Genomic DNA, 26,694 nt, shown 5'->3' on the forward strand with positions numbered 1-26,694 from the left:
ATGATTACAAAAGATAATTTAAAACAAGTTCTAGAAAACTTAGGCTTTAAAAATAAAAATGAAAATTATGTAAAAACAATCAATAATTACACACTTTTAATAGATTATAAAAACCAAAGTATTAATTACCCAAAAGAAATAAAAATTCACGATAAAACTACTTCTAATTTTTCACACCCTGAAAATTTTGTAGTTTTTGAATGTGTGCATAGACTTTTAGAAAAAGGTTATAAGGCCCAACATTTAGAGTTAGAGCCAAAATGGAATCTTGGCAGGGATAAAAAAGGTGGTAAGGCTGATATTTTAGTAAAGGATAATGAAAAAAATCCTTATTTGATTATAGAATGTAAAACCACAGATTCTAAAAATAGTGAATTTATAAAAGAATGGAATAGAATGCAAGAAGATGGCGGGCAGCTTTTTTCTTATTTTCAGCAAGAAAAAGGCGTAAAATATCTTTGTCTTTATACAAGTGATTTTAGCGATAAGTTAGAATATAAAAATTACATCATACAAGCTTACGATAACGAAGAATATCTAAAAGAAAAGGAATTACAAAATTCTTATAAAAAATCTAATAACAATATAGAACTTTTTAAAACTTGGAAAGAAAGTTATGAACTGCAATATTTTAAACAAGGTATTTTTGAAGCAAATGTCAATGCTTATAAAATTTTAGAAATTACTCCAACTTTTGATAATCTTAAGGAACTTAAAGAAGAAGGTAAATATCACGAATTTGCAAAAATTTTACGCAAGCATAATATATCAGGCAAGGAAAATGCTTTTGATAAACTTGTAAATATTTTTCTTTGTAAAATCTATGATGAAACTTTTAATAAAAACAATCTCAAATTTGGATATTTTGGTGTAATGGCAGATACTTATGCAAATATGCAAGATAGATTAATGTGGCTTTATAAAGAAGCTATGAAAGAATTCTTAGGAGAGAAAATTACCTTTGTATCTAATGAAGATATAGAAAAAGACTTTAAGCAATTAAAGATAAAAACTTTAAAAGAAGTAATGCAAAATTACATCAAAGAATTAAAATTTTATTCAAATAATGATTTTGCATTTTTAGAAGTGCATAATAAAGAATTATTCTTAAAAAATGCACTTGTATTAAAAGAAATAGTAGAGCTTTTTGCAAATTACAAGCTTACTCAAAACTCTACAAATCAATTTTTAGGCAATCTTTTTGAACTTTTTTTGCAAAAAGGTATGAAGCAAGATGAAGGGCAGTTTTTTACCCCTATTCAAATTTGTGAATTTATTATGTATTCTTTACCGCTTCAAGAAATGTTAAGCAAAAGCTCTAAAGCTTTAAGGGTGATTGATTATGCTTGTGGTGCTGGACATTTTTTAAACACCTATGCCAATGAGCTTAAGCGTTATCTAACAGAAGATGAGCTTAAAGAGCATTATAAAAATATTTATGGTATTGAAAAAGAGTATCGCTTAAGTAAGGTTTCTAAGGTATCAAGTGCAATGTATGGGCAAAATGAAATCAATATTTTATATGCTGATGCACTTGCTTCTTTTGAATTAGCAAATACAAATAATTTAGAAGGAGAAAAAGCAAAACCACAAATAGAATCAAATAGTTTTGATTTGCTTATAGCAAATCCGCCTTATTCTGTAAAAGGATTTTTAGAAACTTTAAGTGATAAATCTAAGAATACCTATAAACTTTTTAACGATGATATAAACATAGAAACAAATAATTCTATCGAATGCTTTTTTTGCGAGCGAGCAAATCAAATTTTAAATGATAATGCTAAAGCTGCTATTATCTTACCAAGTTCTATTTTAAATAAAGATTCTATTTATAAAAATACAAGAGAAATATTATTTCAAAATTTTGATTTTATTGCCATTGTAGAGCTAGGTAATCAAACATTTGGAGCAACAGGGACAAATACGATTATTTTATTTTTACGCAAAAAAGAAACTTTTAAACAAGAAAATCATCTTATTTCTCAAGATTATAGTTTGATTAAAGAACGCATAGAAGCTGAAAATTTAAAAGACAATGAAAATTTTTATCAAAATTATCTAAGTGCGTATTGTGATTTTAGAAAATTTGATAAAGAGCTTTATAGTAATTTTTTAAATGGAAACTTAGATTCTAATCTTGCAGAGTTAGAAGCCTTTAAAGATTATCGCAATGCATTTAGGCAAACAAGTGATTATAAAAAACTTAAAGAATCTAAAATTTATAAAGAAAGTAAAGATAAGCAAGATTTAGAAGATAAAGCCTTTTTAGCTTATGCTCAGGCAATAGAAAAGGATAAATTGCTTTATTTTAGTCTAAGTCTTAATCAAGAAGTTTTAATCATAAAATCCCCAAGTGATATAAAAGAACAAAAGAAATTTTTAGGTTATGAGTGGAGTAATAGAAAAGGTGATGAAGGTTTAAAAGAATTGCACGAGCCTTATTTGAGCCCACTTTTTGAAAGAGGCAATCCACAAAATGAGACTAAGCTTAATACTTTAATTTGTAAAGCATTTTTAAAAACTCTTAGCGATATACCAAAAGATTTGCAAGGCTATGCTAGTAAAGCAAGGCTTGTTGATATGACAGATTTTGAAAAAGTGGAATTTAATAAAGCTATAAGTTTAAATCCTAGCAATTCAACGCAAAGTGAGATGTCTAATCCTTTTATAAATTCTAAATTTGAGTTAGTAAGACTTAAAGATTTTGTATTAGATATTCAAACCGCAAAGCGTCCTAGTGGTGGTGTCGGCAAATATGAAAACGGTGCACTGAGTCTTGGTGGAGAACATATAGACAATAAAAGTGGGTATATCAAATTAGATAATCCTAAGTATGTACCAATAGAATTTTATGAAAGTTTTGCGTTGCAAGATAAAGGAATTGTAAAACAATTTGATATTTTAATATGTAAAGATGGTGCATTAACTGGAAAAATTGCAATGGTGCGTAATGAATTTATTAGGAAATCTGCAATGATTAATGAGCATATTTTTTTATTGCGTTGTGATAATATAGCAAAACAAAAATATTTATTTTATATATTACATTCTTATAGTGGACAACAAGCTTTAAAGTCTAAAATTACAGGTTCGGCTCAAGGCGGAATCAATAAAACAAATTTAGAATCTATTTTAATACCAAATGCAGACTTTGAGATTCAAAAGCAAATCGTGGCAGAATGTGAAAAGGTAGAAGAGCAGTATAACACAATAAGAATGAGTGTAGAAGAGTATCAAAATTTAATCAAGGCAATACTTCAAAAATGCGGTATTATAGATGATGGGGGGGGGTATGAGCTAAATTCTATTTTAGAAAATTTGCAAAAATTAGAATCTAAGCTTGATTTTAATCTCTTGTTTTCATTTATAGATGATTTTACTAATGCAAGGCAAGAAGACTTAAAGAAATTTAAAGAATTCGTCAAGAATATAAAAGCTATTTTAGACACCCTTCTGATATCTCCAAAAGATGGCTGGAAGAGAATTTCTTTAAAGAATGAACAATATATAGAACTTAATCCTAGTAAAAAAGAAATATCAAAACTTGATGAAAATATGCTTGTCTCATTTATAGAAATGGCTAGTGTTTCAGATAAGGGTTATATTCAAAGTAAGATAGATAGGTCATTAAACGAAGTAAGAAAAGGCTACACATATTTTATAGAAAATGATATTTTGATTGCAAAAATTACTCCTTGCATGGAAAATGGTAAATGTGCTATCGCAAAAAATCTAACAAATAACATAGGTTTTGGTAGCACAGAATTTCATATTTTTAGAGCAAAAACAGGGCTTGATAGCAGTTTCTTATTCTATAATCTAAATCAACAAAATATAAGAGAAAAAGCAGCTCTTGCTATGACTGGAGCAAGTGGACACAAAAGAGTTCCTATAAGTTTTTATGAAAATCTTACAATCCCACTCCCACCGTTAGAAATTCAAGAAAAAATTGTTCAAAACATTGAATTAGTAGAACAACAAATTGATTTTCTTAATCTTAAATTAGAATTTTTAGAAAAAGAAAAAGAAAAAATCTTGCAAAAATATTTATTTTCTTAAAGCATTTTTCGCTAAACTTTGTAAATTTTATAAGGTTTAGCGATGAAAAACATTATGATATTAAGCGGAGCGGGTTTGTCTGCTCCAAGCGGGCTTAAAACTTTTAGAGACAATGATGGACTTTGGGAAGAATACGATGTTATGGAGGTTTGCTCTGCAACAGGTTTTAGAAAAAATCCTAAAAAAGTGCTTGATTTTTATGATGCAAGAAGAGTCCAACTTCAAAGTGTAAAGCCAAATTATGCCCATGAAAAAATCGTACAATTAAAAGAAAAATGGGGTAAAAATCTTTTCATCCTTACGCAAAATGTTGATGATTTGTTAGAGCGTGCAGGCTGCAGGGAAGTGGTGCATTTACATGGTTTTTTACCCGAGCTTCGCTGTTTATCCTGTGATGAAATTTTTAATATAGGCTATGAAAAAATCGCTGATAAACAATGCCCAAAATGCAAAAGCCAAAATTTAAGACACAATATAGTCATGTTTGAAGAGCAAGCTCCTGCTTATGCTACGCTTTATTCTTTACTTCATCAAACTTCATTATTTATTAGCATAGGCACAAGTGGGGCGGTTTTGCCTGTAGGGCGTTATGCTTCAATGTGCGAAAAAAGTATTTTAAATATCTACGAAAAAGATGCGAATTTAGAGCGGTATTTTGATAAAATCTATATAGAAGATATTATAAACGCTATTGATAAAATCGCACTTGATATAGAAAATTTTATGAAAGATGGTAATGTTTGATTCTTTTTTAAGTGGAGTTTTTTTGGGTTTTGGAGTGAGTGTGCCTTTTGGACCTGTAAATATTTTGATTTTAACTTATGCACTAAAAGCTTTTAAAAATTCCATAGTTGTAGGACTTGGAGCATTTAGTATAGATATGCTTTATCTTTTTTTGCTTCAATTTGGGCTTTTAAATTTCTTAGACAATGTCATTTTTATGCGTTTTTTGGCGATTTTTGGTTTTTGTTTTTTAAGCTATATGGCGTATTTGATGCTAAGAAAAAAGAAAGAAAGCTTAAATTTAGAGCATAAAGAATTTAAAGAAAGTCTTTTGAAAAGTTATATTAAAGGAGCTTTTTTAAATGGTTCAAATCCTTTTGTGATAGGATTTTGGCTTAGCGCTGCAAGTGTGGTTTTAAGCAGCGATCATGCTTATTTGATGACTTTAGGGCTTGTTGTGGCTATACTTTTTTGGGTAAGTGCTTTAGCCTTTGTGGTGGTAAGATATAGTCATGTTTTTAGTGCAAAAGTTGTTTTTATAATCAATATAATTTCAGCTATAATTATAGAGTATTTTGCTCTTAATTTATTATATAAAACTTTCTTAGGATAAAAAATGAATGCAAAAGAATTTTTAATCGAACTTTTAAAATTTAAATCTGTTACGCCAAATGATGATGGAGCTTTAAATTTCATCGCTATGGAACTGAGTGATTTTGAAGCTTTTTTCATAGAAAAAGAAGGCATTAAAAACCTTTTACTCACTAAAAAATTTAAAGATGAAGGCGAGCATTTAGCTTTTGGTGGGCATGTAGATGTAGTGCCTGCAGGCGAGGGTTGGAGTAATAATGCTTTTGCGCCTGTGGAAAAAGAAGGCTTTATCTATGCAAGGGGTGCTCAAGATATGAAAAGCGGAGTAGCAGCCTTTGTGGATGCGGCAAAGAATGCGGATTTTAAAGGAGCAAGACTTAGTCTTATTTTAACAAGTGATGAAGAAGGCGAAGCTATATATGGAACTAAGGCTGTTTTAGAATGGATGCAAGAAAGAGATATGCTACCTAATTATGCTGTGGTTGCAGAGCCAACCTGTGTTAAAAAAATCGGCGATAGTATTAAAATAGGGCGTCGTGGTTCTATCAATGGAAAACTTTTAATCCGTGGAAAACAAGGGCATGTTGCTTATCCTGAAAAATGTATCAATCCTGTGCATGATTTTGCACCGGTTTTAAAACTTTTAGCGGGTTTTGATCTTGATCCAGGTAGTGCTGAATTTAGCCCTTCAAAAATCGTTATAACTGATATTCGTGGAGGTATGGGGGTGTGTAATGTTACTCCAAATGATTTAAGACTTATGTTTAATGTTCGCAATTCTCCTGATACAAATTTAGAAGATGTAAGAGCTTATGTGGAAAAAATTTGTCATGGTTTAAACTGTGAGTTAGAGCTAAAACAATCAAGCGAAGCTTTTTTGACAAATATCGATAATAAAATCGTTCAAAAAATGAATGAAAGCGTTCAAAAAATCACTCATGAAGTGCCAGAGCTTAATACCAAAGGCGGTACAAGTGATGCAAGGTATTTTGCAAAATACGGTGTAAAGGTAGTAGAATTTGGGGTTTGTAATGATAGAATTCACGCTATTGATGAAAGGGTAAGTATAGAAGAATTTGAAAAGCTTTGTCTTGTTTTTAAAGATTTGGTGGAGAATTTTAACTAGGAAAAGTTATGGATATATTTAAAAAATATACAAGCGAAATTCAAGCGATTTTTGAAGGAAAAAATTATAATGAGCATAGCTTTAGAACTTGTTTTGAAAATTTACTCAACGAATTAAAACCTAAAGAAGTTAAAATTATTCATGAGCCAAAAAGTGAAAAAGGGCAAGGCTCTATAAGACCTGATTTTAAAACTTATAAACTTATAGATAAAGAAAAAGAGTTAAGCTATAATCATCTTGTAGGCTTTATAGAGTGTAAAAATTTAGATGTAGATTTAAATTTACATTTAAAAGGAAAACAACTTAGCAAATACTTGCAAATTTCACCCAATATCATCTTTACAAACTATAAACGCTTTATACTTTTTTCTTTTGAAAAAGTTGTTTTTGATATTGATTTGCTAGATGATAAGCTTGATTTAAAAGAAGAAAACATAAGCATATTTAGAAATCTTCTTAAAGCTTATTTTGACGATAATAGCACCACCATAAAATCAAAACAAGAATTAGTAAAAGTTTTAAGTACGCAAAGTTTTTATTTAAGCAATGCTTTAAAAATTTCTTTTGATGAAAGTGATGCAAATTCTTCTTTTAAAAGATTTTTTCGAAAAACAAAAGATACCTTTAAAAATATAGAAAAGATAGATTTAAAAGATGAAGAATTTTGCGATATTTTAGCTCAAGCTATAGTATATGGAATTTTTGTTTCTTACATAGAAAATGATGATTATGACTTAGAAAAAATCCCCATAGAAAATTTCATTTCATTTTTACCAAGCACTTTTAGAACTTTAAGTGAATTTGTGTATTTTGCCATACCTTCTTTTTCTCTTCCGCAAGATATCAAATATACTTTAGAAAATATCAAAAAAACTTTATCATTGATAGATAAAATTGCACTTTGTAAAATTTTAAATCAAGATTTAGAAAGTGTAAGTATATATTTGTATGAAGATTTTTTAAAGGCTTATGATGATTTGAGAGCTACGCAAAAACGCAAAGAAGGGGGTGTTTTTTACACTCCAAAAAGTATTGTGGATATGATAGTTTCTTCTCTTGATGAACTTTTAAAAACTAAATTGAATAAAAATAAAGGTTTTAATGACCAAGGCGTAAAAGTACTTGATTTTGCTACAGGCACAGGAAGCTTCTTAGCTAGTGTTTTTGAAAAAATTATTTCCAAAGAAAGTGAAGTTTTTAAAAATGAAGCCATAAAAAATAAATTTTTAAAAGATATTTATGGTTTTGAGCTTTCTTTTGTGCCTTATATTGTAGCAAGGTTAAAACTAGGACAAATTTTAAGAAAAAATGGCTTTGTAAATTTTAGTGACGCTGATTTTCAAATTTTTCTTAACAATACTTTGGACTTAGAAAAAATTGCAAATTTTGATATGTTTATGCCTTTGGAAAATTTAGATACAGAGTGGAAAAAAGCAAGAGATGTTAAACACAGTCAAGATTTGCTTGTTATTTTAGGAAATCCTCCTTATAACGCAAAAAGCAAAAACAAAGGCGAAGATATACTAGAGCTTTTAAAAATTTACAAACAAGGCTTAAATGACAAAAATATACAACCTTTAAATGATGATTATATTAAATTTATGCGTTTTGCACAGTGGAAATTGCTAGAGCAAAACAAAAAAGATTTATTTGAAGAAAAAAAAGGACTTTTAGGTTTTATCACAAATAACTCTTTTATAAATGGAAAAACTCATAGAAAAATGAGAGAAAGCTTGTATAAAAGTTTTGATGAAATTTATATACTGAATTTACATGGAAGTGATAAAGACGCTAAGAATGATGAAAATGTTTTTGATATAAAAGTAGGTGTTTGTATAAGTTTGTTTGTAAAGTATAAAGATGAACCAAGTAATGGTGCTAAGGTATTTTACTACTCTACAGGTGATAATAATATTTTTTCAAGAAAGGAAAAATTTGCTCTTTTGGATGATGTAAGACAAAAGAGTTTAAATGCTATCAAATGGGAAGAATTGAGCTTAGATGAGCCTTATTTTTGGTTTATCAAAAGAGAATTTAAAAATAAAGAATATGAAAATTTTTGGGCGTTAGCAAGCGATAAGGCAGAGGATAAAAAGTCTATATTTTTAAATTATAGTAGTGGAATTCAAACTGAAAAAGATAATATAGCCATACAGCTAAATAAGCAAAGCATGGAAAATGTTTTAAAGGATTTTAAAAATTTAACAAAAGAAGAAAATGTAAAAAAATATAATTTAGATAATTCTATAATTTTGAATACTTTAACTCAATATGAAAATAATACAGGTTTTATTAGTAAAATACATTATAGACCTTTTGACATTCAATGGACTTTTTATTCAGAGAAACAAGGATTTTTAGGACGCCCTAGATATAAAACCATGCAACATTTTTTAGATAAGGAAAATTTAGGACTTTGTTTTATAGAATCATCAATTCATGATTATTTTTCTCATTCAATTGTTTGTAGCAATATAACGGATGGAAATTTTTTTGGATTTAGAAGTTTTACAGCCCCACTCTATCTTTATGTTAATAATGAAAAAATTCCAAATTTCACAAGCGAATTTCTAGCCTACAAAGAAAATCACAAGATCTTAAAAGACAAAAGTCCTGAGGAAATTTTGTATTTTATCTATGCAAATTTATACAATCCAAGATATAGAGAAAAATACCTAGAGTATTTAAAAACAGGCTTTGCTAGGATTAATTTCGAAGTAGAACAAAAGACTTTTGATGATTTTGCTACTTTAGGTAAAAAACTTGTAGAACTTCACTTGTTTAAAAGAGATTTGAAAGATGAGATTGATTTTATCTTTTTAAAAGAAGATAAAAAGGCAAATTTTAAGATAGAAAAATATCAAGAAAAAGATCGCTTCATAGATAATAAAATTATCTTAAATGAAGATTTGGCCATAAGTCCTATAAGTGCTGAAATTTGGCAATTTACTATAGGCGGTTATCAAGTCATAAAACAATGGTTAAAATATCGCAATGATTATGAATGCTCCAAAGAAGAACTAGAGCATTTGCTAAAAATGTGTAAAGTTATAAAAGAAACTATAAATTTACAAAAGGAATTAAATGATTATTAACGGAGAAAAATTTGAGCTTAAAGAGCTTAAATTTATGGATTTTATCAAAGAAAAGGGTTTTAAAATCGAACTTATCGCCTTAGAATTAAATGGAGAGATTATACCTAAGAGCGAATTTGAAAATTTGATCTTAAAAGAAAACGATAAAGCTGAAATTGTAAGTTTTGTAGGAGGTGGCTGATGAGAATTAAATTTAATGGCAAGGAACTAGATACAAAATTGAGCACCAGTTTGGATTTTTTCAAAAGTGTAAGTAAAAATGAAAATGATGTGTGGATTATCAATGGTTTTGCAACGAAAGAAAATATAAAAATTCACGAAAACGATGAGCTTTTTTGTATAGAAAGAAATGCCCTACCTCCAAAAGATGCCTTAGATGTGATGATGAGGGCAAGACATACGCCAAAACTTCACGATAAGCTTAAGATTTCGAGCGTAGCGGTTTGTGGTTTAGGTGGGCTTGGCTCACATATAGCGATAAATTTAGCAAGAAGCGGTGTGGGGTATTTAAAGCTGATTGATTTTGATGTGGTTGAGCCTAGCAATCTCAATCGCCAAGCTTACCGCGTAAGTGATTTGGGGAAATTTAAAACCGAAGCTTTAAAAGAGCAAATCAGTGAAATAAATCCTTATATCAAAACTGAAATTTGCACTTTAAAAATCGATGAAGAGAATTTGCCTGATTTATTTAAAGGTATAGATATAGTCTGTGAGGCATTTGATAGCGCGCTTGCAAAGGCTATGATAGCACAAAATTTTCATAGATTTTATAAAGACACTACTTTAATCTGTGCTTCAGGACTTGCAGGATATGGCGATAGCAATAGTATACAAACAAGAAAAATTGCTAAAAATTTCTATGTATGTGGGGATTTGGTAAATGGTGCTAAAGTAGGAAATGGGCTTATGGCACCGCGTGTAAATATTTGCGCTGGACATCAAAGCAATCTTGTCTTGGAGCTTTTAGCAGATAAGGAGTAAAAAATGCAAGAAAATTTAAAAAATGATAGCTTAAAAATAGGAAAATATGAATTTAAATCAAGATTTATTTTAGGATCGGGCAAGTATTCTTTAGAGCTTATAAAATCAGCCATAGAAGAAGCCAAAGCAGAGATCATTACACTAGCTTTGCGCCGTGCAAATACGGGTGAGATTGCTAATATACTTGATTATATCCCTAAAAATATAACCCTCTTGCCTAATACTTCAGGAGCTAGAAATGCTGATGAAGCTTTGCGTATCGCAAGACTTTCTAGAGAGCTTGGCTGTGGAGAGCTTATAAAGATAGAGGTTATAGGCGATAGTAAGTATTTGTTGCCCGATAATTATGAAACCATTAAGGCTTGTGAACTTTTAGCAAAAGAAGGCTTTACCCCTTTGCCTTATATGCATGCTGATCTTTATGCAGCTAGAGCTATGCGTGATGCAGGGGCTGCAGCTATCATGCCTTTAGCAGCACCTATTGGGAGCAATAAAGGCTTGTGTGCTAAGGAATTTATACAAATTTTACTTAATGAGATCGATTTGCCTATCATTGTAGATGCAGGTATTGGAACTCCTGCACAAGCGTGCGAGGCTATGCAAATGGGAGTAAGTGCAGTGATGGCAAATACAGCTATAGCTGAAGCAAAGGATATCGCTTTGATGGCAAAAGCATTTTCCTTGGCTATACAGGCTGGAAGAGCGGGTTATCTAGCAGGTTTAGCAAGCGTGAGCGAGGCTAAGGCTAGTTCTCCATTAACAGGCTTTTTAAGGGATTGATCATGCAAGATTATATGCAGTATTTACCCCATATGCAAGAGTTAAAGAGTGATATTTTATCTAAGGTTTTAGATGAAATTCAAAATTATGATGAAACAAAATACAGTACTAAAGAAGTGCAAGAGGCTTTAAATGCTACACATTTGAGTATTGAGAATTTAAAAGCCTTGCTTTCAAGTGCAGCTGAAGATTTTATAGAAGAATTAGCTTTTAAGTCGGCTAAAACCAAGCAAAAATATTTTGGAAATTCTATCTCGCTTTTTACTCCACTTTACTTGTCAAATTATTGTAATTCTAAATGCGTTTATTGCGGTTTTCAAAAAGGAAATAAAATCGCAAGAGCTAAGCTTAGCGAAGATGAAATTCATGAAGAAATGCAAGCTATTGCTAAAACAGGATTGCAAGAAATTTTAATGCTAACAGGCGAAGGAAGAGAGTTTGCAAGCGTAGAATACATCGCAAAGGCTTGCAAGATAGCTAGGCAGTATTTTAAGGTTGTAGGTGTTGAAATTTATCCTATGAATGAGGATGAGTATAAAATTTTGCATGAAAATGGCTGTGATTATGTAACCATTTTTCAAGAAACCTACAATCCTTTAAAGTATTCTAAAATTCATTTAGGGGGTGAAAAGCGTATTTTTCCTTATCGTTTTAATGGGCAAGAAAGAGCCTTAAGAGCGGGTATGCGAGGAGTAGCTTTTGCAGCACTTTTGGGGATTGATGATTTTAGAAAAGATGCACTTGCAACAGCTCTTCATGCGTACTTTTTACAAAAGGCTTATCCGCATGCTGAAATTTCTATTTCAGTACCTCGTTTAAGACCTATTATCAATAATGCTAAAATTCACCCTAAAGATGTAAGCGAAAAACGCCTCTTGCAAGTACTTTGTGCTTATAGACTTTTTTTACCTTTTGCAGGTATTACTATATCAAGTCGTGAAAGGGTAGGATTTAGAGATGAGGTTGTAAAACTTGGAGCGACAAAAATGAGTGCAGGGGTAAGCGTGGGTATAGGAGAGCATAAGGGTGAGAAAAAAGGTGATGGACAATTTGAAATTTCAGATGAACGAGGCGTGGATGAAATTTTAACTATGCTTAAAAACTCAAATTTACAAGCTGTGATGAGCGATAGTATTTATGTGGGATAAAAAAATCATTGCTATAAGCGATAGAAAATGTGTCGAGATAGACTTTCTAAAACAAGTAGAAAAGCTTGCTAAATCAGGCATAGACGCTTTTGTGCTTAGAGAGAAGGATTTGAGTGAATTTGAGTATTATGATTTGGCTAAAGAGGTTTTAGCTATTTGTGCTAAACATAAAACAACTTGTTTTTTGCATTTTTTTGATAGAGAGTGTTTAAAGTTAGGACATCGCTATTTTCATATGCCACTTGCTTTGTTAAGGCAAGAGCCAAAGATGAGTAAGTATTTTCATATGATAGGCACTTCAGTGCATAGTAAAGAAGAGCTTTTAGAGGCGATGAATTATGGGGTAAATTATGCTTTTGTAGGTCATATTTTTGAAAGTTCTTGCAAGATGGGTTTAGAACCTAAAGGGCTTGATTTTTTAAAATCCTTGCTTGAATTTAGCCAAATTCCACTTTATGCTATAGGCGGGATTAATGTGCAAAATATTGCAAGCTTTAAAGATATCAATGTAGCTGGTGTTTGTATGCGTGAGGTTTTAATGCGCGAAAAAGATGTGAAAAAATATCTTGCAGAATGTAAAAGAAACTTGCTTTGATGAAGAGTGAAACAATGGAGCAAATTCTTTCTTTACCACAAGATTTAAAACAATTAAAAGGTGTGGATTATAAAAATTTTAAATCCTGTACTTTTGCAAAATATACCCAAGTAAGCGCCTCACACTCTTCTTTTGTCAATGTAGGCAGCCATCTTTTAACCTTTGTAAGAAAAGGATATAAAATTTTACATACGGCATCAAAAGACTATAAAATCGACTCTTATGAAACCTTATTTTTAAAAGCGGGAAATTATACTTTAAGCAATGTAGGACTTAGTAGCGGTGTTTATGAAGCTTATTTGTTTTTCTTTGATAATGCTTTTTTAATCGAGCTTATTTATAAGTATAAAGATCTTTTTAAACTAGAACAAGCAAGCGAGGAGAGTGAAATTTTTTGGGTAAAAAATGATAAAATTTTACAAGGAATTTTAGAAAGTTTTACCCCGCATTTTGATGAGAATACACAAATTTTAGATCCCATAGTCAGTCTTAAATTTGAAGAGATTTTTTTGCATTTGCTTTTAAATAAAAATACTCATTTTATAGGCTTTTTAGCTGGAATTTTAAAGGAATTTCGCTTGGATCTTTCGCAGCTTTTTGAGTATTGTGGGAGAGAATTTATAAATGTGAGCGAAATGGCTAAATTTGCAAAGCTTGATTTTGCTACTTTTTCTAGAGAATTTAAAAAATGTTTTGGGCAAAGTCCTAAAAAATGGCTAGATGAAAAAAGATTGCAAAAGGCTAAAGTTTTGCTTGAATTTTCTAAAAAAAATGTAAATGAAATAGCTAATGAATGTGCTTTTTCTTCAGTGGCTTGGTTTATCGAGAGATTTAAAGAAAAATACAATCAAACCCCTAAGCAATATCAAAAATCAAAAAACTTGTATTTTTTATCAAAAAACTAGCACACTTTTTCTATCTAAATCAATATAATCAGCATAAATATTTTTAACAAAAGGAGAAAAGTATGAAAAAATATGTTTTAAGCTTAGCACTTGTTGGAGCAAGTTTACTCGGAGCAAGCGAGTTGAAATATCAAGAATTTGATGGCTTTAAAAGCCCTGAAAGTATTTTTGTAGATAAAAATTCTGTGTATGTATCTAATGTAGGTGAAAAACTTGAGCCTTTGGCAAAAGATAATGATGGTTTTATCTCTAAGCTTGATAAAAATGGTAAAGTGCTTGAGCATAAATTTATAAGCAATCTAAATGCCCCAAAAGGTATGATGGAAGTTGCAAATACGCTTTATGTGGTGGATATTGATGTGGTGCGTGGTTTTGATTTAAAAAGCAAAAAAGAAGTGTTTAATTTGCCTATAAAGGGTGCAATTTTTCTAAATGCTATCGAAAAATTAAATGACGATACGCTTTTAGTAAGTGATACAGGCACAGGACTTGTTTTAAAAGTAGATTTAAAAGCGAAAAAATATGATGAGTTTTTAAAACTTGATATCGCTAAATTTGGCGGTCCTAATGGACTTTATTTAGATGGAAAAAATGATAAGCTTTTTATAGCAGGATATCATCCAGATGGTGCTAGTGGCGGTGTTGTGATGAGTTATGATTTAAAAGATAAAAAACTAAGCGTGATTAAAAATGAAAAAGAAGCTTATGATGGAATCGTTCCTTATGAAAATGCCTTACTTGTAAGCTCTTGGGGTGAAAATTTAAACGGGGTGATTTATCGCTTAGAAGATGATAAAGTATTAAAACTTGACTTACCTTCTATCAAAGGTCCTGCAGATATCTTTATAGAGGGTGATACTTTATGGATTCCTAAGATGGTAGAAGGTAAAATACTTAAAGTAGAACTTAAAAACTAAGGATTTAATGCTTTCTTTTAAAAAAATTTTTTGGTTAAATGTTGCCATTGTCATAATTGTAGCATTTAACCTTAGAGCTCCTATTACTGCGATAGGACCCATGATCGATATTATCCAAGATGAGTATAATCTTAATTCCACTCTTGCAGGTGTGCTTACTAGCCTTCCTTTGATAGCTTTTGGTAGCATTTCTTTTATAGTGGGTTATTTTTCTCCTATTCGTGCGATTATTGTTGGAATTTTTCTTATTTTTATCGCAGAACTTATTCGTTCTTATTTAGGTGTTTATGGTTTATTTTTAGGAATGCTTGGTATAGGTTGTGGTATAGCTATTGCCAATGTGTTATTGCCAAGTTTTATTAAGGAAAAATTTCCTAAAAAAATGGCAAGTATGATGGGAATTTATAGTCTTGTTTTAAGCATTTCTTCTATAGCAGGAATTGCTTTATCTATGCCTTTGTTAAATATATTTGATTTAGCGGGTGCTATGGTTTTTTGGTCGGTTTTTTCTTTTATTGCTTTAATGATTTATTATCCCCAAGCTAAAAATGGCCGCTTTTTTCGTACCAAGAAAAAAGAGAGTAAAAAAATCAATCTTTTAAAAAATCCAACCACTTGGAAAATCACTCTTTTTATGGGTTTTCAAAGTTTTTTGGCTTATTCTTTGTTTTTTTGGTATGTGCAAATAATCGTAGAAAAAGGCTATGATAAAGATTTTGCAACCAATATGGTACTTTTTTCTCAACTTGTAGCCGCTCCAATCTCTCTTTTTGGTCCCTTGCTTTTAGGAAAACTTAAAAAGAGTTTACATACGCCTTATATAGCTATATTGTGCGCGATGTATGCGGTATCTTTTGGAATTTTACTTGCATTTGATACTCGGTTTATGATTATGCTTGCTGCATTTATTGTGGGGTTTCCTTGGGGTGGTGTTTTTGGCATCGCTTTGCTTTTTATCGCTCAAAAAAGTTCTAATGCAAAAATAGCTGCAAGACTTTCGGCTTTTGCTCAAGGGTTTGGATATTTAATCGCAGCGCAAGGGCAATGGATCATAGGATTTTTCCATGATATGTTTGGAAATTTTACAAGCTCTATTTGTATACTTTTTATCGTGGGCATACTTGTTAATATTTTTGGATATTTAGCCTATAAAAGCAAAGTTATTTGATAAGCTTTAATGCCTTTTCAAGCAAAATATCTGCACCATTTTTTTGTGCCATATCTTTAAGCCTTGTAGAAATATCTTCTAAATTTAGCTTGAATATAGCTTTTAAAATTTCATCAGGATAGGTGTTATTTTGCATAAAAATTTGACATAAAGCTTTATCTTGTAAAAATTTAGCATTAAAATACTGATGATTTTTAGCAGCGTGAGGGTAGGGTATGAAAATACTTGGTAGAGTATTGGCACAAAGTTCAAAAAGTGTGCTTGCACCCGCTCGTGAAATAGCTAAATCTGCATTTTGCATTTTTTCTTCTAAATGGGGACTAAAGTCAAATACATCAGCTTGTATATTTAAGTCTTTATAAGCTTGTTGATACTTTTCAAGCTCGTTTTTTCCACATTGATGAATGATATTAATGCCTTTTTTTTGAAGTTCTGGAGCTAGGTTTAAGGCTAAGTCGTTTATAAATTTAGCTCCTTGGGATCCGCCTAGAAAAATGATATTTTTTAATTCTTTGCGAATTCTTGCTTTTTCAAAAAATTTATCTGCCACAGGGTAGGGTACGATTTCTTTTTCAAAAGCACTATAAAATTGCTTAGCAAAAGGCTTTAAAAGTTTATTTAAAGAACCGCTTTTTGAATTTTGCTCGTGAATAAATAAAGGCAAGTGTGAAAACAAAGCAGCAAAAGAAGCAGGAGCAGCACTGTATCCTCCTACGCTAAAAACCGCTTTGATATCATAATCTTTAAAGATTTGCTTACATTCTTTACTAAGCTTGAATGTGTGGAGTAAGGAATTGATTTTTCCAAGTTTGTTTTGATTGACAACCCCACGAGAACTTAAAAAGAATTTCGCTTTAAAACGAGTTTCGCTTTCAAACCAAGCTCTATCTTGACCATTTTGACTTCCTATATAAACACACTCTATATTTTTTTTAATCGCACTTTCTAGTAAACATCGCACAATGGCTAGGTGCCCACCCGTTCCGCCACCTGTTAGAACTATTGTCATAATTTAACCTTTTTTGAAATCATTAAAACATATCCAATTCCTATACAAATTGCCCACATTGAACTTCCCCCATAGCTTAAAAGAGGTACTGCAACCCCTTTTAAAGGTGTAAGAGAAATGATACCAAAGGCATTCATAAAGAATGAAAAGAGTAAAAGCAAAGCAATGCCTGAACAAAATATAAAATCTTGTTTTTCTTCACATCTTCCTGCAATTCTAAAAATTCTTAAAATCATCCAAAGATAAATAAAACAAATAAGCCCCAAGCCAAAAAGTCCTATCTCTTCTGTGATACCTGAAAGAACGAAGTCAGTATGCACCTCACTTAAAAAACCAAGTTTAAAAGTACCTAGCCCAAGTCCTTCACCAAATAACCCTCCATGAGCTATGGCATTTAAGGAGTGTGAAATTTGATAAGGCTCGCTATTGCCACTTACCCTTAAAGCATCTGCCATCCAATCAGGAAGCATAGGCAAGAAAGCATCTTGTATATTTCCCCACCAAGAAGCTATCCTTTGGATACGCCTTTGATTGCTAAAAATTACCATGATTCCTATCATCATAATGATTAAAATTCCAAAGGCAAAAAGTCTTTTGCTAGCACCTGCAAAAAAAGCTAGAGCTAAAATTAAAAAGAAAGAAATAACGCTTTGCCCTAAATCATTTTGTGTGATGTAAATATAGCCTATCACGATAGAAGCTAAAATACAATAAGGCAAGAGAATTAAAGCTTCATGCTTAATCGCTTTTTTGCTATCATCAATGCGTCTTGTATAACTCCAAGCTAAAAAATAAATCAGTCCTATTTTAAAAAATTCCACAGGTGAAATAGAAAGAGGTCCTAAGCGAATCCAACGCTTTGCGCCTCCACTAGCAGTCGCCAAAGCAGAGGGTAAAAAAGGCAGGATAATAATACATATAAAAGAGCCTATAAGTATGGCTAGGATAATTCTTTTAGCAAGTATTTTATCAGGATCAAGACGAGAAATAAAGAACATGATTAATATACCGCTAAGCCCAAAAAAGAGTTGGCGTATAAAAAAGTGAAATTCATTATAATCAAAAAAAAGCACAGTAAAAACAGTAAGAGAATATGAAAATACTATACCTATGCTTATTAAAATGCAACTTAAATAAAATAATTTTTTATCGGCAATCATGTAAAATTGTAATTTTTCTTTCGGAATAATTTAAAAGTTTATTATAACTAAAATAAATTAAATTTTTTGCTAAGTTTTTGTAAGGATATTTTGCTAGAATATGAGATATGTAAATAAAATTTATAAAGGCAAATTATGGTACAAATTCATAAGATTCTTATAGCAAATCGTGCTGAAATAGCTGTCCGTGTAATCCGTGCTTGTAGGGATTTACATATTAAAAGTGTTGCGGTTTTTACAGAACCTGATCGTGAGTGTTTGCATGTAAAAATTGCCGATGAAGCTTATCGCATAGGCACAGATGCTATAAGGGGTTATTTGGATGTAGGAAGAATTATAGAAATTGCTAAAGCTTGCGGGGCTGATGCTATACATCCTGGTTATGGATTTTTAAGTGAAAATTATGATTTTGCTAAAGCTTGTGAGGAAGCAGGAATTATTTTTATAGGTCCAAAATCTGAAGTTATCCACAAAATGGGAAATAAAAACATAGCTCGTAAATTAATGGCTCAAAATGGGATTCCTATCGTTCCAGGAACAGAAAAATTAAATGCTTATAGTATGGATGAAATCAAAGTATTTGCAGAAAAAATAGGCTATCCTGTGATTTTAAAGGCTTCAGGAGGTGGTGGCGGACGAGGAATTCGCGTCGTTCATAAAGAAGAAGAATTAGAAAATGCTTTTGATTCTTGTAAAAGAGAAGCATTGACTTATTTTAATAATGATGAAGTCTTTATGGAAAAATATGTAGTCAATCCCCGCCATATAGAATTTCAAATTCTAGGGGATAATTATGGAAATATTATCCATCTTTGCGAAAGGGATTGTTCTATCCAAAGAAGACATCAAAAAGTGATTGAAATCGCACCTTGTCCTGGAATTTCAGACAATCTAAGAAAAACTATGGGTGTTACTGCTGTGGCTGCTGCTAAGGCTGTTGGATATACTAATGCAGGAACGATAGAATTTTTGCTTGATGATTATAACCGTTTTTATTTTATGGAAATGAATACAAGAATTCAAGTAGAGCACCCTGTAACTGAAGAAATCACAGGAGTGGATTTAATCGTGCGTCAAATTCGTATCGCAGGTGGGGAAATCTTAGATCTAGAACAAAGTGATATCAAGCCAAGAGGCTTTGCTATAGAAGCAAGGATTACGGCTGAAAATGTATGGAAAAATTTCATTCCAAGTCCAGGTAAGATAGGGGAGTATTACCCAGCACTTGGGCCATCTGTAAGGGTGGACAGTCATATTTATAAAGATTATACCGTGCCTCCTTATTATGATTCTATGCTTGCAAAATTAATCATAAAAGCTACAAGTTATGATTTAGCGGTTAATAAACTTGAAAGAGCTTTGAAAGAATTTACCATAGATATTAGAACAACTATACCATTTTTGATCGCGATTACTAAAACAAGAGAATTTAGAAGAGGGTATTTTGACACTTCTTTCATAGAAACTCATATGCAAGAATTATTAGAAAATACCGAAGATCGTCATCAAGATAATAAAGAAGAAGTTATCGCTGCAATCGCAGCTACTTTAAAGAAAATACGCGAAAGTAGAGAATAATGGATTTTTTTGATAGTCTTAAGAGCATAAAAAAAGAAATGCAAACTCATTCTAAGGAACAAAAGAACCTTAAAAACTCAAATAAAAAGGATATGAAGCATTTTAATAAAGAGATAAAAACACAGCCACCAGAAATGAACTTAGATAAAGAAATGCAAGAGGTTTTCTTAAAACAAGAAAAATTACAGGATGAGTTTTTGGAATTTATTAAAAATGCAGATATTAAGAAAATTTAATGCTAGAAATTGGTTTTTGTACTCTTGAAGACGAATGTCCTTATCTAAAAGATAGGCGTTCTAGGATAGAGTACAAATATATAGAAAATTGCTCTAAGGAAATTAATAGCGAGCTTATCAGGCGTGGCTGGCGTCGTTTTGGTAGGTATTTTTCTCGTCCTATTTGCAAGGATTGCAAAGAATGTTTAAGCCTTAGAATTTTAGTAGATGAATATCAATTTTCGCGCAGCGAAAGAAGAGTGATCAATAAAAACACAAATACCAAAATCATATTAAGAAAACCTTTACTAAGTAATGAACATTTGTTTTTATATGATAAATATCACCGCTTTATGGAGGAGAAAAAAACTTGGAAAAGATATGATTTAAATTTCAGACAATATTACAATCTTTATGTTGATGGATTTATGAATTTTGGCTATGAGCTTGCTTTTTATGTGGAGGATAAGCTTGTTTGTGTGGATTTAATCGATTGGCTTGAAGATGGAATTTCTAGTATTTATTGCTTTTATGATCCAGATTTTTCTCATCTTTCTTTGGGTAAATTTTCTTTACTTAGCGAAATAAAGATAGCCAAAAAAGAAAAATTAAAATATATTTATTTGGGATATTTTGTAAAAAAGTGTCAATCTTTATCGTATAAAGCCGATTATACACCCAATGAAATTTTAAAAGGCACAAAAGAGCTTTTTGAGAATGAGATTTTATGGGAGAGATGAGATGCAGATCGTGCAAACTTTAGAGACTATCAATGTTAATACCGATGATATTAGCGTATTTCAGTATTTTAAAGACTTAATTACCAAAAATTTCACAAAGGTCATAGGACGAAAAAATAAAATTTTTTCTTTTTTTGAAGAAAATGAAATTCCACAGCGCCGTTATTTCTTAAAAGTTTTAGATCAAAAATATCGTAAAAGCACAAATGAAGGTATAGAGAATTTACAAGATGCTCATTTTAAAACTTTTAGATTGATTTTTGAGCAAAATAATATGCTTAAGCCTATGTTGTTTATCAAGATTGATTTTGTTGCGGGTAGAATTTTGATGAAGTTAAGCTCTAATGAAAAATTATTTATTACTTATATAAGAAATTATTTTCAAGATCATAATATAGAATATAATGAAATGACAAATATTCTAATTTTAGAATATAAAAACGAGAATACCCTTGAACTTTTTGAAGCTTTTGCAGATGAGAGCGAGCATTTAAAATATTGCGTGAATTTTGAAGTTGACCGCGAAGAGTATAAAAAATTTCGCCAAAATATTCACAATAAAGAAAATATGAAATGGAAATTTAATGCTTTAGCTAAGCTTTTTAGTAATTATTTTAATACTTTAGAATGCACTCCGCAAAATGATCTTAGTGAAATCAGACAAAAATATTTGATTTTGGTAAAACTTTATCATCCTGATTTTCATCAAGGAAAAAGTGCAATAGAAAAAGCTTACGCAAGAGAACAGTTTGAAAAAATACAAATCGCCTATGATAACTTAAAAGCACTTTATAAGAATAATACTTAAAAAAATTAAATTAATCATTTTGGTTAATTTAATTTTTCTCTCTCATAAATTTTTCTTAATTTGCTATCTAGTTTAAAACAAAATTTAAAAAGTGCAGGTATTACGAGTAAGGTAAGCAAAGTCGAACTTATAAGTCCAAAGATAATGGCTATTGCCATAGGAGAATTAGCTTCATAGCCCGCACCCCTTGAAAGAGCAAGTGGGAGCATAGCAAAAATCATAGCAAAAGTTGTCATCAATATAGCCCTTAAGCGCGATTTTCCAGCGATTAAAAGAGCTTTATCGGGATCTAAACCTTCATGGCATTTTTTATTAGCTACATCTACGAGTAAAATAGCATTTTTCCCCACCATACCAAAAAGTAAGATGATGGCAATAAGTACAAAAAGTGAAAAATTATACCCTGTGATAAAAAGCCCTATAGAAGCTCCGCCAAAGGCTAAAGGCATGGTTATCATGATGATTAAAGGCAGAATAAAACTTTCATAAAGTGCGGCTAAAACAAGATAAATTAAAACAAAAGCAAGTGCTACTGCCATAGCAAAACCTTGCACGGTTTCACCTAAAAGATTGATAAAGCCTGAAAAAGCATAGCTAAGACTTGGATTGTTATTTAAAATTTTATCCATATTATCTAGTAAAAGTTTTTGCACCGCTCCTAAGGAAAGATCATTCACTCCAGCTGTGATTTTCACAGAGCGGTTTTTATTGTAACGATTGATAGTTTTTAAATCTTTACTGTATATAAAATCCACCACGCTTGAAAGTTCTAAATTTATACCTTGGTTGTTTTTAATGCTAATGCGCTTTAAAGCTTCTATGTCTTTTTTAAATTCTGGAGCAAAACTTAGGATAATATCATCTTTTGAATTGCCTCTATCCATGCTTCCTACGCTAAGTTGCGAGAAAGAATACCCTAAAACCCCAGCGATATATTGAGGATTGACATCTAAAAGTTTGGCTTTTTCTTTGTTGATGTGTAAGGCTACTTCATCTTTTGTAGCATTAGCATTATCACTTATATCTACAATGCGTGCATTAGTACCTAAAATTTCTTTTGCCTGAGAAGCAGCTTCTTTTAGAGTGTTTAAATCATCTCCTAAAATTAAAAATTGCACGGGATCATCAATGCCTGCACCCTCTATCTTTGGAAGTTCTAAAATTTTGATTTTTAAACTTTCATCTTGAAATTTTTGACGATATAAACTTACTATGGCACTTTGTCTTAAATTTCTTTCGTCTAAATTTTTAAGTTTAACATAAATTTTAGCCTTTGTAGCATCTTTGGCATCATCATAGCCTACAAGTAAAAAAGCGTATTTGACATTGCTATCATTTTTGATTTTTTCAAGCAAATTTAAACTTTTTTCTTTCATGGCTTCTAAACTTAAATCCTTTTTGCTTTCAAGCAAAACTTGAATTTCACTATCATCTTCCATAGGTAAAAAATCAAGCCCTATGCGAGTGGCTAAAGCAAAAGAAAACCCTATAAAAACAAGAGTGGCTAGGATAAATTTTACTTTATTTTGTAAAATTTTATAGAGTAAATTTTCATACTTTTGCTCTATTTTTTCAAAAAAAGCTTCTGTTTTTTCATAAAACTTGTTTTCTTTTGGATTTAAAAATCTTGCCCCAATACTAGGTATTAAAAATACAGAAACCAAAAAGCTTATAACTATCCCGCTTGCAACGCTTATGCCTAAGGCATTGAAAAAAAGCCCTGATATAGAGTTCATATAAGAAATAGGGATAAAAACACAAAGTAAAACTATACTTATGCTTAAAACGCTAAAACCTATTTCATTGATACCTAAAAAAGCAGCTTGTAAAGGCGGATAAGTTTTTAGTTTTTTAGCAATATTTTCAATCACTACTATAGCATCATCGATAAAAATTCCTATGCTTAAGGTTAAAGCTATAAAAGTTAAGCGGTTTAAATCATAGCCTAAAAGATCGATAATAAAAAAAGTTGAAATGATAGAAGTAGGTATAGCTATGCAAGCAATGAGAGTTGCACTTAAATTTCTTAAAAATAAAAACACGATAACAAGGGTTAGAAAAATCCCCAAAACCATATCAAAAATCACTTGAGAAAGGTGCTTGTGGATATTTAAGCTTTTATCATAAAGCACATTAATGCTTATATCTTTTGGAATTTGTTTTTCTAAAATAGGCAAGGCATTTTTGACATTTTTAATCATTTCAAGGGTGTTATAATTTGTGATTTTTCCGAGTTCTAAAAGCACCCCTTCTTTACCTTCGTATAAAGCACTTTGTTTTTTATCTTCATAAAGGCTTGAAATATTAGCAATATCACTTAAAAATACTCCTGTTTTTATGCGAAGATTGCTAAGTTCTTCTAAATTTGTGGCTTCAAAATAGCCTTTGATGATATAGTTATCTTGATTGTTGTTAAGTTCGCCTAGGGCTTGTTTAAAATTTTGACTTTTGATGATATTTGCTACATCAAGGGCGTTAAGATTGTATTTTCTAAGTTCGTTTGGTTTTAATTCTATGCGAATTTGGGGTTCTAAAAACCCCTTAGCTTCGATTTTACCTACTCCTTCAACTCTTTGCAAAAAAGGTTTTATTTTGTCATTGATTTCACGCATGAGTTGTAATTTATCTTTAGAATATAGAAAAAGTGAAATAGCAGAACCAGAATCTGAACTGATTTTTTCAATTTCAGGCTTAGAAGGTAGACTTAAAGTTCCTATTTTATCACGCACATCATTGGCAGCTACTTCAAGATTTTTACCCAGTTTAAACTCGACTACACTTACACTAAAATTATCATATGCAGCTGAGGTTATGGTCTTTACTCCATCGATTTCACTTAAAGCATTTTCTATTTCTTTAGTGACTTTTGATTCTACGAAATTTAAATCCCCATTTATCTTGCTTGTGATTTTTATAAGAGGTATGGAAACATTAGGAAATAAATTTACACTCATGCTAAAAGCAGAGATTAGCCCAAAAATCATAAGAGCTAAGAAAAACATTAGCACGGTAATAGGTCGGTTTATAGCTAGTTTAAACATTTTTAATCTTTAGTGATGATTCTACCTTCACCAAAAAGCCCTGGTGTTAGATTTGTGGTTTGCACTTCAGCATAAATTTTTCTTGTTTTTACTTCTATACTTGGATAAATAAGGCTGATTTTTCCTTTCAATTCTGTACCATTTTGATCGATTTTATAAAAGAAATCATCGCCTAATCTAACTTTATCTTTATATTTTTCATCAAAACTTAAAATCAGTTTGCTTTGTGGATAGGAAAAAATTTCTATTAAAGGTTGAGCTACTCCTCCTACTCCTTCGCCCACTTGTATAAATTTGTTTGCGATAATAGCATCGTAAGGTGCGCGTAATTCTTTTTTTGCCATGATATTTTTATAATAAGCTATATTGATTTTTGCTTTGTTTAAATTTAAATTAGCAGCATCAAACTTAGCTTTCATATCTTCATAGCTTTGTTTGTCTATAACATTTTCTACAGCTTTGATTTTTTGCATCCTACTTTTGGTATTTTCGTATTCTACAAGGGCAAGTTGATAAGAATTTTGAGCATTTTGAAGAGCTATTTTTTCACTTTCTTGATCAAGAGCAAGTAAAAGTTCTCCTTTGCTGACTTTTTGTCCAATTTCTACAGGAATTTTTTGAACCAAACCTATGCTTTCAAGGGCAAGTTTGCTTTGTTTTGATGCTTCTACATTGAAACTTGCGTAAATTTCTTCGCCAAAGGCGCAATTAAAAACAAGAAGTAAAAATAGAATTTTTTTCATTCTTTAACCTTTGAATTAAGATCTATACCCGCATTAAAATAATAATTTGCTTTAGTAATTTCAAATTCATTTTTAGCAAGCTCTAAATCGCTTTGTGCTTTAAATTTAACCTCTAAAGCTTGAAGATATTCTACATAAGAAACAAGTCCTGCTTGGTATTTTTTATCTACACTTTCAAAAGCTAAATTTGCAGCATTTAAGCTAAGATTAAGAGCTAAAATTTGTTCTTGTAAAACTTTTAAACTTTTGTCTAAATAATTTAATTCTTCTTTATTTTTTCTCTCGCTAAATCTTGCATTGGCATTAGCGATTTGAACATTTAAACGCTCTTTTTCAACTTCTTTAGCTCTTGCATTGAAATCAAAAATTTTCCATTCCATGCCTAAAATAAATTGATTACCTTGAGAATATTTTTCTAAGAATTGATCCGCTAAATTTGCAAAAGGAGCTGGAACTTTTGGATTATAATTGTTTTTATAAAAGTTAAAATTATCTTGAATATAAAATTTTGGAAAATATTCAGCTTTTGCTAAATTTACACTTTCTCTAGCAAGATTGATTTGTTCTTTAGCTATCATTACTTCATAGTTTTGACTTTTTTCTTGTTGCGGATTTTCTAAAAAAGCATTCCCTTGCACTTTAAAATCTGTATCGCTTAAAATTTTAATCTCTTTTTGTATATTAGCAAGTTTTAATTCATTTTGACTGAGCTCTAATAAGCTTAAATGGTATTTAGCCTTAATGCTTTCAAGTTCATCTTTAGGGCTAAGTCCTGCGTCGTAAAATTTTTGTAATCTTTCAAAAGTTGATTTTAAAAAAGATACTTTTTGTTGATTGGCTAGTAAAATTTTTTCAAGACTTAAGGTGTTAAAATAAAGTGTGATTGCATTTAGGGCAAGGTAATTTTTATTTTGTTCTTTGTCTAAAAGGCTTAATTTTTCTCTGCTTTCTAAAGCTCTTAAGCTGGCCTCTCTAGCACCCCCATCAAAAAGCAAAAAATTAAGAGAAACTTTAGCAAATAAACTTTCTTGTGGATCGATAATGAAGCGATCTTTATTGTTGGCTACATAAGCTGAGTTTAGACTAAGAGAGGGTAGGTAATTTTTAAAAGCTTGTTCTTTGTCTAAATTTGCTTGTTCGCTTTGCATTTGCTTAATGAGATAGGATTCATTATTTTGACTTAGTGCTATAAATTCGTGCAAATTAGAAGCTAACATTGCTAAGGGATAAAGAGCTAAAAATATAGCTGATTTTAAATATTTTTCAAACATTTTGATATTTTAATATGTTTTATATAAATTTCAATTGAAAT

At 30.8% G+C, this 26,694-nt stretch carries 22 protein-coding genes; 17 read left to right on the forward strand and 5 right to left on the reverse strand.

Annotated features, from left to right (window positions below):
• The 13 genes from BGS43_RS01010 (at position 1) to BGS43_RS01070 (ending at position 16,088) form a co-directional block, all read left to right on the forward strand.
• The gene (locus BGS43_RS01010; RefSeq protein ID WP_096568476.1) at positions 1-4,059 is read left to right on the forward strand and encodes an N-6 DNA methylase; all 4,059 of its coding nucleotides are present in this window, start codon (positions 1-3) and stop codon (positions 4,057-4,059) included.
• A gap of 42 nt (positions 4,060-4,101) precedes the next feature.
• Complete coding sequence (locus BGS43_RS01015; protein ID WP_025399026.1) at positions 4,102-4,803, forward strand: SIR2 family NAD-dependent protein deacylase; 702 nt, start codon at positions 4,102-4,104, stop codon at positions 4,801-4,803.
• Entirely contained in the window at positions 4,796-5,395 is a 600-nt protein-coding gene (locus tag BGS43_RS01020) for a LysE family translocator (protein WP_096568479.1), read from the forward strand. The genes BGS43_RS01015 and BGS43_RS01020 overlap by 8 nt, the downstream gene beginning before the upstream one ends.
• Before the next feature lie 3 nt (positions 5,396-5,398).
• Positions 5,399-6,499, forward strand: coding sequence for a succinyl-diaminopimelate desuccinylase (dapE, locus tag BGS43_RS01025; protein ID WP_096568482.1), 1,101 nt, complete (start codon positions 5,399-5,401; stop codon positions 6,497-6,499).
• Positions 6,500-6,507: 8 nt separating this feature from the next.
• Positions 6,508-9,594, forward strand: coding sequence for a type ISP restriction/modification enzyme (locus BGS43_RS01030; protein ID WP_096568485.1), 3,087 nt, complete (start codon positions 6,508-6,510; stop codon positions 9,592-9,594).
• Positions 9,584-9,775 carry a sulfur carrier protein ThiS gene (gene thiS, locus BGS43_RS01035; RefSeq protein ID WP_002780297.1) on the forward strand — a complete coding sequence of 64 codons (192 nt, stop codon included), beginning with the start codon at positions 9,584-9,586 and terminating at the stop codon, positions 9,773-9,775. Before BGS43_RS01030 ends, thiS begins: the two co-directional genes overlap by 11 nt.
• The gene (gene thiF / locus BGS43_RS01040; protein WP_096568488.1) at positions 9,772-10,575 is read left to right on the forward strand and encodes a thiamine biosynthesis protein ThiF; all 804 of its coding nucleotides are present in this window, start codon (positions 9,772-9,774) and stop codon (positions 10,573-10,575) included. The genes thiS and thiF overlap by 4 nt, the downstream gene beginning before the upstream one ends.
• A 3-nt stretch (positions 10,576-10,578) precedes the next feature.
• The gene (locus BGS43_RS01045; protein ID WP_002780301.1) at positions 10,579-11,355 is read left to right on the forward strand and encodes a thiazole synthase; all 777 of its coding nucleotides are present in this window, start codon (positions 10,579-10,581) and stop codon (positions 11,353-11,355) included.
• 2 nt (positions 11,356-11,357) lie between these two features.
• Positions 11,358-12,503, forward strand: a complete 1,146-nt coding sequence (gene thiH, locus BGS43_RS01050; protein WP_096568491.1) for a 2-iminoacetate synthase ThiH — start codon at positions 11,358-11,360, stop codon at positions 12,501-12,503.
• Entirely contained in the window at positions 12,493-13,098 is a 606-nt protein-coding gene (locus BGS43_RS01055; protein WP_096568494.1) for a thiamine phosphate synthase, read from the forward strand. The genes thiH and BGS43_RS01055 overlap by 11 nt, the downstream gene beginning before the upstream one ends.
• A gap of 14 nt (positions 13,099-13,112) precedes the next feature.
• Complete coding sequence (locus tag BGS43_RS01060) at positions 13,113-14,003, forward strand: helix-turn-helix domain-containing protein (RefSeq protein ID WP_002790180.1); 891 nt, start codon at positions 13,113-13,115, stop codon at positions 14,001-14,003.
• Positions 14,004-14,065: 62 nt separating this feature from the next.
• Positions 14,066-14,920, forward strand: coding sequence for a YncE family protein (locus BGS43_RS01065; protein WP_002790183.1), 855 nt, complete (start codon positions 14,066-14,068; stop codon positions 14,918-14,920).
• Positions 14,921-14,927: 7 nt separating this feature from the next.
• Positions 14,928-16,088, forward strand: coding sequence for an MFS transporter (locus tag BGS43_RS01070; protein WP_002788057.1), 1,161 nt, complete (start codon positions 14,928-14,930; stop codon positions 16,086-16,088).
• Here BGS43_RS01070 and murG read toward each other — a convergent pair.
• Together murG and ftsW are read right to left on the reverse strand one after the other, a co-directional pair.
• Positions 16,081-17,097, reverse strand: coding sequence for an undecaprenyldiphospho-muramoylpentapeptide beta-N-acetylglucosaminyltransferase (gene murG / locus BGS43_RS01075; protein ID WP_002780313.1), 1,017 nt, complete (start codon positions 17,095-17,097; stop codon positions 16,081-16,083). The two genes, BGS43_RS01070 and murG, sit on opposite strands and share 8 nt — an antisense overlap.
• Entirely contained in the window at positions 17,094-18,257 is a 1,164-nt protein-coding gene (gene ftsW / locus BGS43_RS01080) for a putative lipid II flippase FtsW (RefSeq protein WP_002779074.1), read from the reverse strand. The genes murG and ftsW overlap by 4 nt, the downstream gene beginning before the upstream one ends.
• Positions 18,258-18,392: 135 nt before the next feature.
• Here ftsW and BGS43_RS01085 point away from each other — a divergent pair, with 135 nt between their 5' ends.
• From BGS43_RS01085 to BGS43_RS01100, 4 genes are read left to right on the forward strand one after another with little or no spacing between them, the layout of a single operon-like run.
• Positions 18,393-19,835: an acetyl-CoA carboxylase subunit A gene (locus BGS43_RS01085; RefSeq protein WP_002779072.1), complete on the forward strand. Its 1,443-nt coding sequence runs from the start codon at positions 18,393-18,395 to the stop codon at positions 19,833-19,835.
• Positions 19,835-20,071 (forward strand): hypothetical protein, encoded by a 237-nt coding sequence (locus BGS43_RS01090; protein WP_002790188.1) that lies wholly within the window; start codon positions 19,835-19,837, stop codon positions 20,069-20,071. Before BGS43_RS01085 ends, BGS43_RS01090 begins: the two co-directional genes overlap by 1 nt.
• Positions 20,071-20,790, forward strand: a complete 720-nt coding sequence (locus BGS43_RS01095; protein WP_002779070.1) for an arginyltransferase — start codon at positions 20,071-20,073, stop codon at positions 20,788-20,790. Before BGS43_RS01090 ends, BGS43_RS01095 begins: the two co-directional genes overlap by 1 nt.
• 1 nt (position 20,791) lies before the next feature.
• Positions 20,792-21,598 (forward strand): adenylosuccinate lyase, encoded by an 807-nt coding sequence (locus BGS43_RS01100; protein WP_002852998.1) that lies wholly within the window; start codon positions 20,792-20,794, stop codon positions 21,596-21,598.
• A 23-nt stretch (positions 21,599-21,621) separates the two neighbouring features.
• On the opposite strand, the gene cmeF is transcribed toward BGS43_RS01100, so the two are convergent.
• From cmeF to cmeD, 3 genes are read right to left on the reverse strand one after another with little or no spacing between them, the layout of a single operon-like run.
• A complete protein-coding gene (gene cmeF / locus BGS43_RS01105; protein WP_057040493.1) occupies positions 21,622-24,639 on the reverse strand; it encodes a multidrug efflux RND transporter permease subunit CmeF in 3,018 nt (1,005 codons plus the stop codon).
• Between the two features lie 2 nt (positions 24,640-24,641).
• Positions 24,642-25,382, reverse strand: coding sequence for a multidrug efflux RND transporter periplasmic adaptor subunit CmeE (gene cmeE / locus BGS43_RS01110; RefSeq protein WP_002797145.1), 741 nt, complete (start codon positions 25,380-25,382; stop codon positions 24,642-24,644).
• Positions 25,379-26,653: a multidrug efflux RND transporter outer membrane subunit CmeD gene (cmeD, locus tag BGS43_RS01115; protein WP_057033122.1), complete on the reverse strand. Its 1,275-nt coding sequence runs from the start codon at positions 26,651-26,653 to the stop codon at positions 25,379-25,381. The genes cmeE and cmeD overlap by 4 nt, the downstream gene beginning before the upstream one ends.
• Positions 26,654-26,694 lie beyond the last annotated feature (41 nt).

It is taken from the genome of Campylobacter sp. 110, from assembly GCF_002383965.1.
GTDB classification, from domain to species: domain Bacteria; phylum Campylobacterota; class Campylobacteria; order Campylobacterales; family Campylobacteraceae; genus Campylobacter_D; species Campylobacter_D coli.